Below are 14,954 nucleotides of genomic sequence, written 5' to 3'. Positions count from 1 at the left end.
GCGTCCGCTCCCCCGCGAAGTACGGCAGCATGAGCAGCCCCTCCGCCCCACGTCCCACGGCGGCGGCCTCGTCCGTGAGCGAGGAGTACGAGGCGCCGGTCAGGTCCCGCAGCCATCCGGTGATCGCCCCGGAGGTGGCCATCCCGGCCGCCAGGTTGTACGTCCCGGGCGACACCCCGGCCGTCCCCCACAGCCGCGGCGACACGGCCCGCGAGGCGAGGATCTCGACCAGGAACATCGTCGTGCCGTACATCAGCATGACGTGCCCGGGCGAGGTCACCCCGACGCTCAGCGCCTCGGCCCACGCGTCGATCGTCCCGGCGACCACCGGGATCCCCTCAGGGAGCCCGGTCGCCGCCGCCGCCGACCTTGTCACCGTGCCGGCGACGTCGCCGCTCCATGCCAGCGCGGGCAGCTCCACCTCGGGGAAGAGGTCCCAGTCGCCGATCCACTCATGGGTACGGGTGTCGTACAGCGGCGTGCACTGGCTGGCCGAATGGTGGTCGAGCACGTAGGCGCCGGTCAGCCGGTGCACCAGCCACGAGTGCGCCATGAACACCCGCCGGGTCCGCCCCCACACCTCGGGCTCGTGGGTCCGCAGCCACTCCAGCTTGGGCCCCACGGCCTGGGAGGTGAGCGGCGACCCGCAGCGCTCCAAGATCTCCGCGGCGCCGTACCGGGAGGTCTGCGCCGCGATCTCGGCGGTGGCGCGCGTGTCCACCCCGTACAAGATCGCGGGCCGCAGCGGCGTGCCGTCCTGCGTGCAGGGCAGCACGCACGGACCGATGCCGCTCAGCCCCACGGCGGCGATGTCAGGGCGGGCCAGCTCCGCCACGATCGAGGCGAAGTCCGCCCACCAGACATCCTGCGCGGAGTGCTCGAACCAGCCCGGCCGTGGCGTGGCGGTATGGTGCTCGCGTACCGCGGTGGCCACGACCGTGCCGCCGGGCGCCACGAGCACCCCTTTGGAGCTCGAGGTCCCGATGTCGACGCCGAGGAACATCAGTTCTGCCCCGACAGGTCGTACTGCTTGTACAGCTCGGCCGCGTTCTCCTTGGTGACCTGCGTGGTGCCGAGCACCTGCTTCTTCTCGGCCTGCTGGCCGTGCAGGATCTTGTTGACGGTGTCGGCCGCCTCCTGCGCGCCCGTCGGGTAGATGAACGTGGCCGAGAGCTGGCCGAGCTGGACCGCGCGGATGCCGCCGTCGGGGATGGCCAGGCCGTCGATGCCGATGAACTTGATCTTGTCGGCCTTGCCCGCCGCCTGCGCCGCCAGGTACGCGCCCAGCGCCATCGGGTCGTTGTGCCCGTACACGAGGTCGATCTGCTGGTTCTGGGCCAGCCACTGCTGCATGATCGGCGTGGCCTGCTCCTTCAGCCACTTGCCCTCGCGGTCCGCGATGATCTTGATTTTGGGGTTGGCCGCGATGGCCTCGCGGAAGCCCTTGTCGCGGTCGATCTGCGGCTGGTTGGACATGATGCCGCGCAGCTCGACGATGTTGCCGCCGTTCGGCAGCAGCTTGACCGCCTCCTCCCCCGCCTTCCTGCCGATGAGCACGTTGTCGCCGCCGATGAAGGCGGTGTAGCAGTCGGTGTTCACGGTGCGGTCGAGGACGATCACGGGGATCTTCGCGTCGCACGCCTGCTGCACGGCCGCCGTCAGCGGGGCGGGCTCGGTGGGCGAGACGATGAGCGCGTCGACCTTCTGAGTGATGAAGTTCTGGACCTGGGAGACCTGGGTGGCGCTCGACTGCTTGGCGTCGGCGATGGGCAGCAGCTCGATGTCCGGATATTTCTTCAGGAAGTGCTGCAGCTGCAGGTTGAGCTGGGCCCGGTACGGCTCCGCGTTGTTCGACTGCGAGTAGCCGACGACGAACTTCTTCTTCGCACCTGATGACGACGACGGCGCGGGCGCTTTGGACGCACACGCGGCGGCCAGGAGCGCACAGAGCATAAGAGTGATGGTCTTCTTCACGATCGAGACCCTCCTCGGAGGAACTTGAAGAGATCGGGACGCTGCAGGACGACCGCCACGACGACGATCAGTCCCTTGATCACGAGCTGCCAGTTGTCGCTGACCGCGTTGAGGCCGAGCACGTTGTCCAGGAGCGTCAGGATGAGGGCCCCGACGAACGTGCCCGCGATCGTGCCCTTGCCGCCCGCCAGCGACGCCCCGCCGATGACCGCGGCGGCGATGGCGTCCAGCTCGAACGACTGCCCGGCCTGCGGGTCGGCCGAGGCGCTGTAGGCGGCGTCGATCGGCCCGGCGAAACCGGCCAGCATGCCGGACAGCGTGAACACCGCGATCGTGACCGCCGTGACGTTGACGCCGGACAGCCGGGCCGCGGTGGGGTTGCCGCCGACGGCGTACACATGCCGGCCGAACCGGGTCTTCGTCAGGATCAGGTGGAAGACGATGCAGACCACGATGAACGCCAGCACCGGGTAGTAGAACCGGTCGAACAGGTTGTGACCGGGCGTGCCGAACACCTGGAACGCCTCCGCCTGCGGCGTCAGCTTCCCGTCGGGCCCGGCGATCTGGGTGCCGACGCTGACGTTGTCGCTGACCTGCCGGTCGAGACCGCGTACGACGGACAGCATGGCCAGCGTCATGACGAACGACTGGATGCGCAGCCATGCGGTGCCGGCGCCGTTCAGGAACCCGAACAGGGCTCCCACGACCATGCAGATCGGGACGATCTGCCACGGCTCCAGAGAGAACTTGGAGAGCATCATCGCGGCCGTCATCGACGCGATGCCCAGCAGCGAGCCGACGGACAGGTCGATGCCGGCGGTCAGGATCACCAGCGTGACGCCGACGGCCAGGATGCCGCGGGAGGCGAAGGCGCCGATGGCGTTGGTGAGGTTCGTCTCGTTCAGGAACATCTCGCCCTTGGTGGCGATCCCGACGGCGAGGATCAGCACCAGGCCGATGTACGCCTGCGCGGCACCGAGGGCGGAGAGCGTGCGCCGCATCCGGCTCTCCCCCGGCGCCTTCACAGGCGGCGCGGTCTTCACGGTTGTCATACGGTCACCTTTTGTCTGGCCATGGCGGCCTCGAGAATCGCCTCCTGCGTCGCCTGGCCCGCGCGGAACTCGGCGGTGATGCGCCCCTCGCAGAGCACGAGGATCCGGTCGCACATGGCGAGCAGCTCGGGCAGCTCGGACGAGGCCACCAGCACGCCCTTGCCCTCCGAGGCGAGCGACGACATGAGCGCGTGGATCTCCGCCTTGGCGCCCACGTCGATGCCGCGCGTCGGCTCGTCCATGAGGATCAGCGACGGCGTGGTCAGCAGCCACTTGGCCAGCACGACCTTCTGCTGGTTGCCACCCGAGAGGTTGCCGACGGTGAAGCGGGTGCCGGGGGCCTTGACGCGCAGCTCGCGTACCTGCCGCTCGACGGCCGCGTTCTCGCGTTTGGCGTCCACGACTCCGAGCCGCAGGAAGCGCTTGAGCGAGGGCAGGCTGGCGTTGAAGCCGATGGTGTTGCCGAGCACCAGGCTCTGCGCCTTGCGGTCCTCGGCGACCAGCGCGACGCCGCGCCTGATCGCGCCTTTCGGGCTCTTCGGCCGGTACGGCCGGCCGCCCAGGGTCATCTCGCCCCGGGCCGGCCTGTGCGCGCCGAAGATGGATTCCAGCAGCTCACTGCGGCCGGCGCCCATCAGGCCGGCGACGCCGACGATCTCTCCCGCCCGTACGGACAGGGAGATGTCACGCAGCGCGGTACGCCCCGAGCCCGGCTCGCCGGGCACCGACAGCCCTTCGACCTTCAGCAGCTCCTCGCCTGTGGAGTCGCCGTCGGCTCGGGGGAACATCTCGCCCAGGGGGCGGCCGACCATCATCTGGATCAGCTCGTCCCGGTTGATGCCGGAGCGCTCGCCGATGTACTGGCCGTCGCGCAGCACGACGACCCGGTCGGCGATCTCCTCCAGCTCCTCCAGGCGGTGCGAGATGTAGATGACGGCCACGCCGCGTCCGGTCAGGTCGCGGATGACCTCGTACAGCCGGTGCACCTCCGCGTCGGCCAGAGCCGAGGTGGGCTCGTCCATGACCAGGACGCGGACGTTCTGCGACAGGGCCTTGGCCACCTCGATGAGCTGGCGTTCGGCGATCTTGCACTGCTTGATGAGCGTGCGCGGCGCCAGGTCCAGCCCGAGGCCGCGCAGCAGCTCGGCGGTGCGCGACTCCGTGGCCTTGCGGTCGAGGATCGCGCGTTCCTGGCCGAGGAAGATGTTGTCCGCGATGGACAGCTCGGGCACCAGGTTGAGCTCCTGATGGATCATGGCGATGCCGTGCCGCCGCGCGTCCTTGGGCGAGTGGATGTGCGCGACCTCGCCGCCGACCTCGATCTCACCCTCGTAGTCCTTGAACACCCCGGCCAGGATGTTCATCAGCGTGGACTTGCCTGCGCCGTTCTCTCCGAGGAGGGCCACCACCTCGCCCTCCGCCACGGTGAGCGACACCCCGTCCAGGGCCCGCACGCCGGGGAAGGACTTGCCGATGGCCCGCATCGTCAGAACCGTCGTCACCTCAGGCTCCACGCCGTGTAGGAGGCCGCCGACCAGGGGCTCTTCGGGATGAGCCGGACGGTGATCTCGCGCTGCCCGCTGGTGACGCTCGCCGGGATCTGGTAAACGTCCTCCAGCCACCTGCGGGTCTGGTTGCTCAGCGGCTGCACCCAGTCGGGCAGCTTGCGCCCGTTGACGATGACTTCCGCGTGCTGCCAGGCGACGCTCTGGTCGCTGGTACGGCGCAGCTCGACGCCCTGGTTACCCCGGTCGATCTTCAGCTTGAAGGTGGCCGGGTCCTGGGTGACGCGGTGCGTGGCCTTGAGCGTTACGGGGTTCCTGAAGTCGCCTTCGAACGCCGACTCCAGCGTCGCGGCCTCGCCCTGGCCGGTGTAGCCGTGCTGCTGTTCGCTCGCCTGGTCGCCGACGGTGAGACTGTCGGTCTGGGCGGCGCTCGCCTGGTCGCGGCCGTACCAGTAGGCGGTGGAGGAGTAGACGCCCTCGACGTCGTTCGTCCATCCGTGCTCGATGTCGAACGTGAGCGAGCTCCCGAACGGCACCGCGTCGCCGATCATCAGCCGGTACGCGCCGGTGCAGTCGTTGTCGGCCGGGCAGCCGGTCGCGGGGGCCAGGTGAGCGGTGTTGCCGTGGAAGGGGGTGCTGAAGGTCTCACGGTTGAAGTACCAGCCCGCCTGGTAGAAGTCCTCGGTGCCGGTGCCGTGGATCTGCGGGGTACGCGAGCCGTCGACGAAGACGCGCTCGTCACCCTCCAGGTAGTTGCGGGTGGTCGGGCCGCGCATAGTGTGGCTGATCCCGACGAACTTGCCCTGCCCTGTTGCGCGCAGGAAGGTCCAGCTCTTGCCGGGGGTGGTGCCGCCGGCGCGGGACTGCGTCCTGAAATATCCGACATTTCCTGATATCGGGCGGTTCGCCGATGCGACCGTGGCCTGCCCCTCGATCGTGCGGTCGGAGTCGTTGTACAGCTCGACCGTCGCGCCCGTCCTGTACGGCATCGGCCACCAGGCGTTGAGTGTGCTGGTCGTGGCGTCGATGTCGTACATCAGCGACTTGACCGGCAGCATCGCGTGCCCGCTGCCGAAGAACTCACCGACCGGCGAGTCGACCGTACGCCGGCCGTCGAAGCTGATCCGCAGCCGCAGCCCCTGCAGGATCTCCTGCGCCGCCCTGATTCTGGCCAGCTGGCCCTGGTCCATCGGGAAGGCGAAGGTCCGCTCGCCCTGCCAGGTCTGCGCGACGATCTTGTAGTTGTGCGCCGCCTCGCCGGCCGCGTCGCCCACGTCCACCGTGTCGGTACGCTTGCCGGCGCTGTCCACCCAGTACGTGAACTCGTTGTAGTCGAGGTCCGACGAGACGAACACGTTCTTGATCGTGATCTGCGACTTGCCCTTGGTCGCGCCCGCCGGCAGGTCCACAACCTCGTCGGCCCACATCCCGGCGGCGCCCAGCTTGCTCGGCGCCCACTGGGCGGCCTCCTGGCCGTCCACGAGGACCTTGGCGACCTGCCTGCCGATGGCCGGGTCGATGCGCCGGGTCAGCCGCACCCCGTCGTTGGCCGGGTCGATCTTCACCGTGAACTCGCTGGAGCCGTTCGCGCCGAACGCCCGGCCCTCGTCGGCCTCGGCCTTCGGCAGGACCTGCTCGGCCTGGGGCAGCTTGAGCCTGATCCCCGACAGCAGGCCCGAACCCTGCGTGCGCGCCACCCGTACCGACGCGCCGGGAGCGAGGCTGATCGCGGCGTCCTGCGTGCGCGTGCCCGGGATCGCGGGCTTGGGGTCTCCGCCCGTCTTGAGCCGGTCGACGACGTCCTGCGCCTTGTCGGCCGGGTCGAACGTGCTCACGCCTTCGGCGTCGGCGAACGTGCGGTAGCTGACGTGGTAGAAGAGCGGGTTGTGCTCGGTGGTGATCCGCATGGAGCGGGTGAACGGCATCGGCACCTCGACGTAGACGCCGCCGGAGCTCTGGTCGGCATTGCCCACGAAGGGGTAGGCGAAGGGGGCGCCGAGCTTGCCGTTCACCAGGTCCTGGAGGCTCGCGTCCACCACTTTCTCGCCGTCCAGCTCGATGGTGATCTTGCCGGTCCTGGTGACGTCACCCCCGTCCCTGGTGAACCAGATGGCCTGCACCTCACCGGCGCCGCTGTGCTCGGCGATCACGCAGCCCTGGGCGGTGGTGCTCAGGCACGAGTACTTGCCCTCGAAGCCGTCGTTGTTGTCGCCGGTGCGGTCGAAGCTGGAGAACTGCTTGGTCTGCACGCCGACCGGCAGCTCGGGCAGCCGGTCGAGCCTGCGGTAGACGTCCCACCCGACGGGGCCCTTGGCGGTCGTCGCCGCCTGCGCGGGAGCCGCTAAACCCGCCACGACCAGGGCGGCCGTCGCCAGAATCACACTAAGCCGCATCGCCGAACCCCTCGAACTCGACACCCAGCTGCTTGCAGACCGCCTCCAGCTCGGCGACGTAATCGCCGGGGACCGCATGGATGTGGTTGGAGCCGAACCGGCCGAGGAACTCGGTGGCCGGCACGTGCAGCCTGGTGAAGGCGTGCGGCCACTCGAACGTGGACTGCCGGGCCATCGCTTCGTTGGTGGCGTCGTCGTACAGCTCGAAGTCACCGCGCATCACGTGCATGCGGTAGTCGCCGTCCCTGCGGGTGAGGCGGGCGAAGGTGGCGGCGCCGGGGGCGGCGAGGTGATGCACGCTGGCGCCGCCCGCCGGGAAGAAGAACACCTCGGGGTAGAAGTGCGTCCTGGCGAGGTTCTCCTCGGGATCGTCGGACCTCGCCGCGTACCAGGTGGCGTGCTGCCCCGAATTGCACAGATCCCAGACGTCCTTGTCCGCATGGTAGTGGCGGACGTCGGCGAAGAGCACGGGGTCGCCGCTCAGCAGCTTCAGGATCTGCATCGTCAGGGCGCCGTCCATGTCGGCCTCGGTGGCGCAGACGTGGGTGTCCTTCGGGCCCTCCCAGTCGTACGGGTCGTTCAGGAAGGCCTCGGCGATGTCCATCGTGCAGAAGTGGGTGGTCAGCTCGGGCTGGCCCTTGATGCCGGAGAAGTCCAGGTTCCACTCGTCGATGAGCTCGCGCATCGCGTAGTACGTGCGGATCTGGCGTTCCAGCAGGTCAGGGGTGAGCTGCTTGCCGTCGTAATGGACGTTGCCCTTGGTCTCGAGCCATTCGCGGGCCTCCTTGACGCGGGTCTGGGACGCGTTCTCGCTGCGGCGGACGATCTCCCACTGGTCGATCTCCTCGACGTCGACGCCGAACGTACGCATCCACTGGTCGGTGTTGGCGACGGCGGTGTACATGCCCATGGGCCGGCCGCCGATCCTGCCGAACGTCGAGCCGCGCAGCCCCCTCACGGCCTGCGCGGCCCATACCTCGGTCAGCACGCGCTCCCTGACGGCGGGGTCGTCGATGTCGCCCCAGGCCCTCGCGTGCACCCGCCCGATCTGGTCCAGGCCACCGCCACCGGCGAGCATGCCGACCATGCCGGGCTGCGCCGGGTCGATGTTCGCCATGAGGAGCAGCGGTCCGGGGGTGGACTCGGCGGCCAGCATGGTGAAGTGCGGGAAGGCCCAGACCGCGTAGTTGAAGATGGTCAGATCGGGCCTGCGATCGGCCAGCCACCGGGCCTGCGACGTGGCCAGCTCGTTGGTCCACACGATCTCCGGCGCCACGATGACCTCGTGCCCCTCCTTGCGCAGGGCCTCTGCGAGGGCGGTGGTGGCGTTGGTGATGTGCTCCACGAGATCGCGGGCGACGAAGTCCCGCCCGTCCGAGATGCTCAGCACTCCGATACGTGCCACGGGGTATGTCCTCCATACTCGAGAAATCGATTGCTCAGAAATCGATTTCCACTCAAGCTAAATCTCACCCTTCGGACCGTCAATCCCGCATCACATCACAGAATCACAACGGTGAACCGATTTCTCGGCGCTATCCGCAAACCCCCAGCCCACCCGCCGCGCACCGGTTGAGCCGACGCCGACACGAGCACCCCTGTTAGCCGCACCGCCATCGGGCGCACCGCCATCGCAGGCACGGTCGTTGGTCGCACCATGGACACGCGGCCGTGCGCACATCCACACACCAGCACGCCATCACCCCGGCCCGCCAGCAGGGCGCCGGTGGCCCGGGACCCGAAAGCCCAGACCCGTGGAGCCCGCCACAAGCCGCTCAGCCCAGGCGGGGCCGGGAGCTTTCGCGCGGATGGAGTTCCGTCTGCAGCACCATCCGGGCAGCCGGACGGCTCGGGTTCTCGATCCGGTCCGCGAGCAGTTGCGCCGCCGCCCGCCCCAGCTCGTACGTAGGCTGCCGGACCGTACTCAACCCGGGCCGGAACAGCCGGGCCCACGGAATGTCGTCGAATCCGATCACCCCCAGCCGCCCCGGAATCGGCACCTCCCGCTCGGTCAGGCACTCCACCGCCCCCACCGTCATCAGGTTGTTGGCGGCGAACACCGCGTCCATCTCCACCCCTTCGTCCAGCAGCGCGGCCATGGCCGAGTAGCCGCCCGCCTCCCGGAAGTCCGCGTGCCGCACCAGAGCACGATCCACTGGCACCCCGAAGGCGCGCAGGGCCCGGTGGTAGCCGCGGAGCCGCTGGATGGCCGTCGACATCCGGCGCGGGCCCGTGATGCAGGCGATCCGCCGGTAGCCGGATGACAGCAGGTGCGTGGTGGCCAACTCGGCGCCCTTCTCGTTGTCCACCAGCACCGCGTCCACCTCGGTCTCGGCCAGTTCCCGGTCGATGGTGACCACGGCGGTCCCGGCAGCGACCAGCGCACTGATGTCCGTGGAGTCGTCCGCCGGGGAGATGATCACACCGGCCATGTTGTCGGCCAGCGCCACCGCGATGTACTCGGCCTCCCGTGCCCGGTTCTCGTCCGTGTTGCACAGCACGACCGAGTACCCGAACTGCCGGCCCCCGTCCTCCACCCCCCGTACCAGGGAGGTGAAGAACGGGTTGCCGACGTCGGAGACGAGCACCGCCCACAGCGTCGTCTGCCTGCGCCGGAGATTGCGCGCCACTCCGTTCGGCCGGTAGCCGAGCTCGCGCACGGCCGCGAGCACGCGGGCCGCCAGCTCCGGGTTGACCGTGGAGCGGCCGTTGAGCACGCGGGAGACCGTCGCGGCGGAGACCCCGGCGTGCCGCGCGACGTCCTGGATTTTGACCAAACTCATCCCATCTCAGCGAAGCGACTCGGGCGCGGGCGCAGGAAATCGATTACGCCCGCGGGAACGGCAGCCGCTCCGCCACCGGCGCGAGCCCGAACGGCTTGTGCGGCAGCGTCTGGTACCAGTACGCGACCGACGAGAAGTCGTCAGAGCGCTTGTTCGCGTGGCCGTGCTCGATCGTCACCCTGATGGACTCGGTGAAGGTGATCGGATCCTCGACGTGGAAGCGGTAAAGGGAGATCTCGCCGCTCCAGTTGTCCCCGCCGGGCATGGTGATGCCGTGGTACGGCGCGTGGTACGTCTGCGTCGGGCACCAGGCGGTGTTGAAGTAGTCCTCGGTGCCGGTGCCGTGCAGCGAGGGCGGGAACGGCTCCCCGTCGATGAAGATCATGTCATCGCCCTCGCCGTACCAGTTCCAGTCGCTGGTCTCGCGCAGGTTGCGGATGTTGAGCACGCACCCCACGTAGTGGCCGCGCCCGGCGGCGTCGAGGATGACGTAGTTGCCGTCGCCCGTGTCGTTGATGCCCTCGACCTGGAACTCGCGGTTGCTCTGCGTGCCCTGCGGGATCCCGTCGGTGGGCCGCTCGCGCCGCCACTGCGCGTGGAAGTAGCCGAGGTCGTCGGCCGCCGAGTCGAACAGCTCGTAGTCGATGTAGTAGTAGAAAAAGACCGGCTCGGCCGACAGCTCACTGATCAGCTCCACTCGGGCCCGCTGCGCGAACGGCATGTGGAACCACGAGTTGAAGGCCTTGCCGTCCTGCGGGCTCATCTGCAGCGGCGCCGAGACGAAGTTCGCGGTCTTGGCGTGGCCCATGCCGAAGAAGTCGCCGAGCGGCACCAGCACGCTCGGGTGTTCCTGGTCGTCCCAGGTGATCTTCAAGACGAGCCTGCGCAGGTAGTCGACGTCGACCGCGTCCGGCACGTCCTTGAGCGGCAGCGCCACCGTGCACCAGATGTGGTTGATCGAGCCGGGTCCCTCGAGGTCGGCCAGCGTCACGGTGGTGCCCGCCTGGACCGTCAGCCGGTCCTCGTTCCCGCCCGTACGGTCGTAGCTCGAGACCCGCTTGCGCCGGGACGTCCGCAGGCGGGGCAGGTCACGCAGGCTGCTGCCGTGATTTCCGTAGGTCATGCCGTCGAATCCTTTACTTCAGTCCGGAGGTCTTGATCGCCTCGACCAGGCGTCGCTGGCCGAGCACGAACGCGATCAAGGTGGGCACGGCCGCGATCACCGTCGCGGCCAGGACGTAGTTCCAGGCCGAGCCGTACTGGCCCTGGAGGGTGGCGATCCCGACCTGCACCATGCGCAGATCGGGGTCGCGGGTGGCGGTCAGCGGCCAGAGGAACGCGTTCCAGTTGGCCAGGAAGAACAGCACGGCCAGCGAGGCGAGCACGGGTCGGCTGAGCGGCACGACCACCTGCCACCAGCGCCGGAGATATCCGCATCCGTCGAGGTCCGCGGCCTCTTCCAGCTCGCGCGGGATCGTCAGGTAGTACTGCCGGAGCAGGAAGATCCCGAACGCGTGGAAGATCGCCGGCAGGATCAGCCCCGCGTACGTGTCCAGCAGCCCCAGTTGCTTGGCCACCAGGAACAGCGGCACGAGGATGACCGGCAGCGACACCAGCAGCGTGGACACGATCATCGAGAAGATGACCTGCCGCCCGGGGAAGCGCAGCCTGGCCAGCGCGTACGCGGCCATCGAGTGCAGCACGAGCGCGACCACCGTGACGGCCGCGGAGACGAGGAGGCTGTTGAGCATGTACGTGCCGATGGGCACCTCGGTCAGCACGTAGAGCAGGTTGTCCAGGGTCAGCCTCGAGGGCAGCGCCACGTCGAACAGCTCGTCCGCCGGCTTCAGCACCGTCACCAGCAGCCAGACCAGCGGCGCCACCGTGACGGCCGCCAGGACGTATCCGACGAGGGCGCGCAGCCTAACCGACATCGAACCGGCCTCCCTTCGTGAGCCCGAACATGAACCCCGTGGCCACGATCAGGAACCCGACGACAACCGTGGTCAGCGCCGCCGCGTAGCCGTAGTTGTTGAAGGTGAAGGCCTGTTGGTAGATGTAGAAGACCACGCTGGAGGTGCTGTCGGCCGGGCCGCCCTTGGTCAGCACGTACACGAGGTCGAAGGCCTGCAGCCCGGTCACCGCGCCGACGGTCGAGTTGACCAGCACGAAGAAGCTGGTCGGACGGAGCAGCGGCCAGATGATGTAGCGGAAGCGCTGCCACGAGGTCGCCCCGTCGACCCGTGCCGCCTCCTCGTACTCCTTCGGGATGTCCTTGAGCCCGCCCAGCAGGATCAGCATCTGGTATCCCATGAGGAACCAGATGCTGATCACCACGAGCGACCCGAGCGCCAGCGCGGGGTTGCCGAGGAACGACACGTCGCCGAGCCCCACGGGCCGCAGCAGCGCGGGCACCGCGCCCTGCTTGTCGGCCAGCAGGAACTGCCAGACCACGCCGACCACGACGAGGCTGATGACGTGCGGCAGGAAGAACATCGTGCGCACCAGCCCGACGCCGGGGAAGTGGTCGCGGACCAGCAGCGCGAGCCCGAGGCTGACGACGAAGCCGATGGGGACGAAGGTCACCATGTACGTCAGCGTGACCTTGACGCTCTGCCAGAGCTGCGCGTCCTCCGCCATCTGCCGGAAGTTGTCCAGGCCCACGTACGTGTAGCCGCCGAACCCGTCCACGCTGAACAGCGACACCCCCACGGCCAGGACCATGGGAAGGCCGACGAAGATCAGCAAGCCGAGCAGGTCGGGCGCCACGAACGCGTACCCGGCCAGCGCCTCCCGCCTGCGACGGGTCCACACCGGGGGCGCGGCGCCGGTCTCTTTCCCGATCGCCGTGCCCGGATCGACCAATGTGGCCATGCCTACCACCTCTCCGCTCCAGCTCCGCGAACGTCAGAGCATGGCCGCACCCTTGTAGCCCTTCAGGAAGGTGTCGATCTTGGACGCGGCGTCTGCCGCCGCCTTGGCCGGGTCCACCCCGCCGAGCTGGGTGGCCTGGATGGCGTCCGAGACGGCCTTGTACACCTCGGGCGTGTAACGAGGCTCGCCCCGCCCACCCGGGACCACCTGCTCCAGGAAGACCTTGAGCGCGGGCTTGTCGAACGCCCCCGCCGCCTTGGCCGCCTCCCGGACGGACTTGCGGGCGGGCAGGTTCGTCTTGACGACCGTGTTCCACTGCCGACCGCGCTCCACACCGGCCGCGTCCGTGGCGCCCAGCGCCCAGGCGATGAACTTGGCCGCCGCCTCCGGGTTCGCGCCCTTGGCGTTGGCCACGAACGCCCACCCGCCGATATCGGTGGTGTAGGTCCCGCCGTCAGGAACGGGAAGCGGGAACACGCCGTACTTGAAGTCCTTCTTCTCCTGCTCCAGCTGCGACACCGACCAGATGCCGCTCTGCTGCATGGCGACGTATCCGCTGCCGAGGTTCGCCGGCGCGTTGCCCGCGCCGTCGCCCTGCGGCTTGCGCGGCGCGACCTTGGTGTTGACGGCGTCCTGCCAGAGCTTCAGCGCGTTGTGAACGCCGGTCACGTTGAAGCCGGCCCCGCCGTTCTCCGGCACGGCCGAGCCGCCCGCCATCCACATGAACGGGTACCACGTGAAGTTCTGGTAGTAGCCGGGGATGGTCTCGAAGAGGATGCCGAACCGGTCCTTGGTGGTCAGCTTGGCGGCCACGTCGAGCAGTTGGTCCCAGGTCTTGGGGATGTCGCCCTCTGACAGCTTGGCCTGCTCGAAGGCGTCGACGCTGTAGTAGATGGCCAGCGGCTCCTGTTCCATGGGCAGGCCGTAGATCTTGCCGTCCACCTTGCGCGTGTCGAGCACGCCGCCGTCGAAGTCGGCGATCTGGTCGGGCTTGAGGTACGGCGTGAGGTCGGTCAGCACATGGCCGTTGTGGTAGCGGAGGAAGTCGCCGGGGCTGAGCAGGAAGATGTCGGGGCCTTGGCCTGCGGAGAAGGCGGTCTGCAGCGCGGTGCCGGCGAGGTATTCGGAGACGGGCAGGTAGTGGAGCTTGACCTTGACCTCGTTGCCGGCGTTCCAGGCGGCCGCGAGGTCGGTGAACCACTTGCTCTGCGCGTCGGCCTGCGGGTTGGGGCCGTAGAAGTTCCAGAACGTCAGCTCTTTGGCGTTGCCGCCCTTCGCCCCGCCCCCGCACGCGGACAGCAGCGGCGCGGCCATCGCCGAACCTAACATGACGGCACTACCACGCAGCAGTGATCTGCGAGTCACCCTCTCGAAAGCCGACATAGTGCATCCTCCTGATCTGGAGAGAGCTCGGGGGGCGAGCAATCGATTTCTCAGAAATGTAGGAGTCGACACGCCGACCGTCAAGAACTTGCTGTTACAGCTTGCTAAATCTAGGAATCGATATCCGCCGGCCCCGCGCCGGTCAACGCGTGGCAGGTCCGGCCTGCCGGGGGGTGAAAGTTACTGTAAAGAACCAAATGACGTGAAGAAGGCCACGGCCCGCACCCCGTAGAGTGACGGATCTGAAGAGGGGTCTGGGGCGAGGCACGATCGGGATGGTGTGGGAAGACGCGCCGTACCCGATGCTGGCGATCAATGCCGCCGGCATCATCGAGCAGGCGAACGAAGCGGCCCGCCTGCTCCTCGTCGGCGCGGCCGCTGGCGTGCCGCTGGCGCGGGTCGCCCCGGCATGGCTGTCGCAGGCCCACCGCGAGGTCCGCGCCGGGCTCCGCGACCGCGGGCGCACCGGGTGTGAGCCGGCTCGCGGTCCGGTCGGCCAGTCGGTGTTCGAGGCGCATGCCGTACACGCCGACGGCGATCGTGTCACGTGGTGGCTCGTCGACGTCGACGAGCACCAACGGACCGCCGAGGCGCTGCACGCCGAGCGGGCGTGGACCGCGTTCATGGTCGAGGCGTCCGCCGAACTGCTGTCCTCCCTGAACCTCGAGCGCTGTCTGGAGGCGACCGCGCGCCTGGCCGCCCGGCAGTTCGCCGACGCCGCGTTGGTCGTCATGCCGCTGGCCCCTCGCCAGCACGCGATCGTCTACTGCGATCCGCGGGGTGAGGTGGTCCGTGAGAGTGCGTCCATCGATTCCCGTACGGTCCCAGGGCTCACGGAGGCGCTGCAGGGCTTCCCCCCGGCGCCCACCCGGTGGATCGATCCAGCCGAGGCCCCCGGCTGGGTACTCCGGGACCAAGGCGGCGAGGTGGGCTCCGTGGCGGTGACCGCGCTGCCCGGCCATGGCCTGCCCGCGGGCGCGTTGGTGCTGC

General features: G+C 68.8%; 11 protein-coding genes and 1 pseudogene. 1 reads left to right on the top strand and 11 read right to left on the bottom strand.

The window, feature by feature from the left end; genetic code table 11:
- The 11 genes from AB0J09_RS35465 to AB0J09_RS35415 all read right to left on the bottom strand — a co-directional run.
- The coding region (locus tag AB0J09_RS35465) for an FGGY family carbohydrate kinase (protein WP_360700631.1) at positions 1 to 1,003 on the bottom strand (1,003 nt) is incomplete at its 3' end.
- A complete protein-coding gene (locus AB0J09_RS35460; protein ID WP_360700628.1) occupies positions 1,003 to 1,974 on the bottom strand; it encodes a substrate-binding domain-containing protein in 972 nt (323 codons plus the stop codon). The genes AB0J09_RS35460 and AB0J09_RS35465, both read right to left, overlap by 1 nt.
- Positions 1,971 to 3,026 carry an ABC transporter permease gene (locus tag AB0J09_RS35455; RefSeq protein WP_360700625.1) on the bottom strand — a complete coding sequence of 352 codons (1,056 nt, stop codon included), beginning with the start codon at positions 3,024 to 3,026 and terminating at the stop codon, positions 1,971 to 1,973. Before AB0J09_RS35455 ends, AB0J09_RS35460 begins: the two co-directional genes overlap by 4 nt.
- Positions 3,023 to 4,528 carry a sugar ABC transporter ATP-binding protein gene (locus AB0J09_RS35450; protein ID WP_360700622.1) on the bottom strand — a complete coding sequence of 502 codons (1,506 nt, stop codon included), beginning with the start codon at positions 4,526 to 4,528 and terminating at the stop codon, positions 3,023 to 3,025. The genes AB0J09_RS35455 and AB0J09_RS35450 overlap by 4 nt, the downstream gene beginning before the upstream one ends.
- Complete coding sequence (locus AB0J09_RS35445) at positions 4,525 to 6,924, bottom strand: glycoside hydrolase family 172 protein (RefSeq protein WP_360700620.1); 2,400 nt, start codon at positions 6,922 to 6,924, stop codon at positions 4,525 to 4,527. Before AB0J09_RS35445 ends, AB0J09_RS35450 begins: the two co-directional genes overlap by 4 nt.
- Complete coding sequence (locus AB0J09_RS35440) at positions 6,914 to 8,329, bottom strand: L-fucose/L-arabinose isomerase family protein (RefSeq protein ID WP_360700618.1); 1,416 nt, start codon at positions 8,327 to 8,329, stop codon at positions 6,914 to 6,916. The genes AB0J09_RS35445 and AB0J09_RS35440 overlap by 11 nt, the downstream gene beginning before the upstream one ends.
- A 370-nt stretch (positions 8,330 to 8,699) precedes the next feature.
- Positions 8,700 to 9,707 carry a LacI family DNA-binding transcriptional regulator gene (locus AB0J09_RS35435; RefSeq protein ID WP_360700615.1) on the bottom strand — a complete coding sequence of 336 codons (1,008 nt, stop codon included), beginning with the start codon at positions 9,705 to 9,707 and terminating at the stop codon, positions 8,700 to 8,702.
- A 43-nt stretch (positions 9,708 to 9,750) separates the two neighbouring features.
- Entirely contained in the window at positions 9,751 to 10,830 is a 1,080-nt protein-coding gene (locus tag AB0J09_RS35430) for a glycoside hydrolase family 172 protein (RefSeq protein WP_360700612.1), read from the bottom strand.
- A gap of 13 nt (positions 10,831 to 10,843) precedes the next feature.
- Entirely contained in the window at positions 10,844 to 11,641 is a 798-nt protein-coding gene (locus AB0J09_RS35425) for a carbohydrate ABC transporter permease (RefSeq protein WP_360700609.1), read from the bottom strand.
- The gene (locus AB0J09_RS35420) at positions 11,631 to 12,581 is read right to left on the bottom strand and encodes a sugar ABC transporter permease (RefSeq protein WP_360700606.1); all 951 of its coding nucleotides are present in this window, start codon (positions 12,579 to 12,581) and stop codon (positions 11,631 to 11,633) included. Before AB0J09_RS35420 ends, AB0J09_RS35425 begins: the two co-directional genes overlap by 11 nt.
- A 33-nt stretch (positions 12,582 to 12,614) precedes the next feature.
- The gene (locus AB0J09_RS35415; RefSeq protein WP_360700603.1) at positions 12,615 to 13,895 is read right to left on the bottom strand and encodes a sugar ABC transporter substrate-binding protein; all 1,281 of its coding nucleotides are present in this window, start codon (positions 13,893 to 13,895) and stop codon (positions 12,615 to 12,617) included.
- Between the two features lie 344 nt (positions 13,896 to 14,239).
- Between AB0J09_RS35415 and AB0J09_RS35410 the strand changes: the two are divergent.
- A pseudogene (locus tag AB0J09_RS35410) lies at positions 14,240 to 14,954 on the top strand (serine/threonine protein phosphatase); the annotation flags it as partial.

Origin of the sequence: Nonomuraea sp. NPDC049784 (genome assembly GCF_040659615.1) — a bacterium.
In the GTDB taxonomy this organism is placed as follows: Bacteria; Actinomycetota; Actinomycetes; order Streptosporangiales; family Streptosporangiaceae; genus Nonomuraea.
This window is presented reverse-complemented; position numbering and strand designations above follow the sequence as displayed.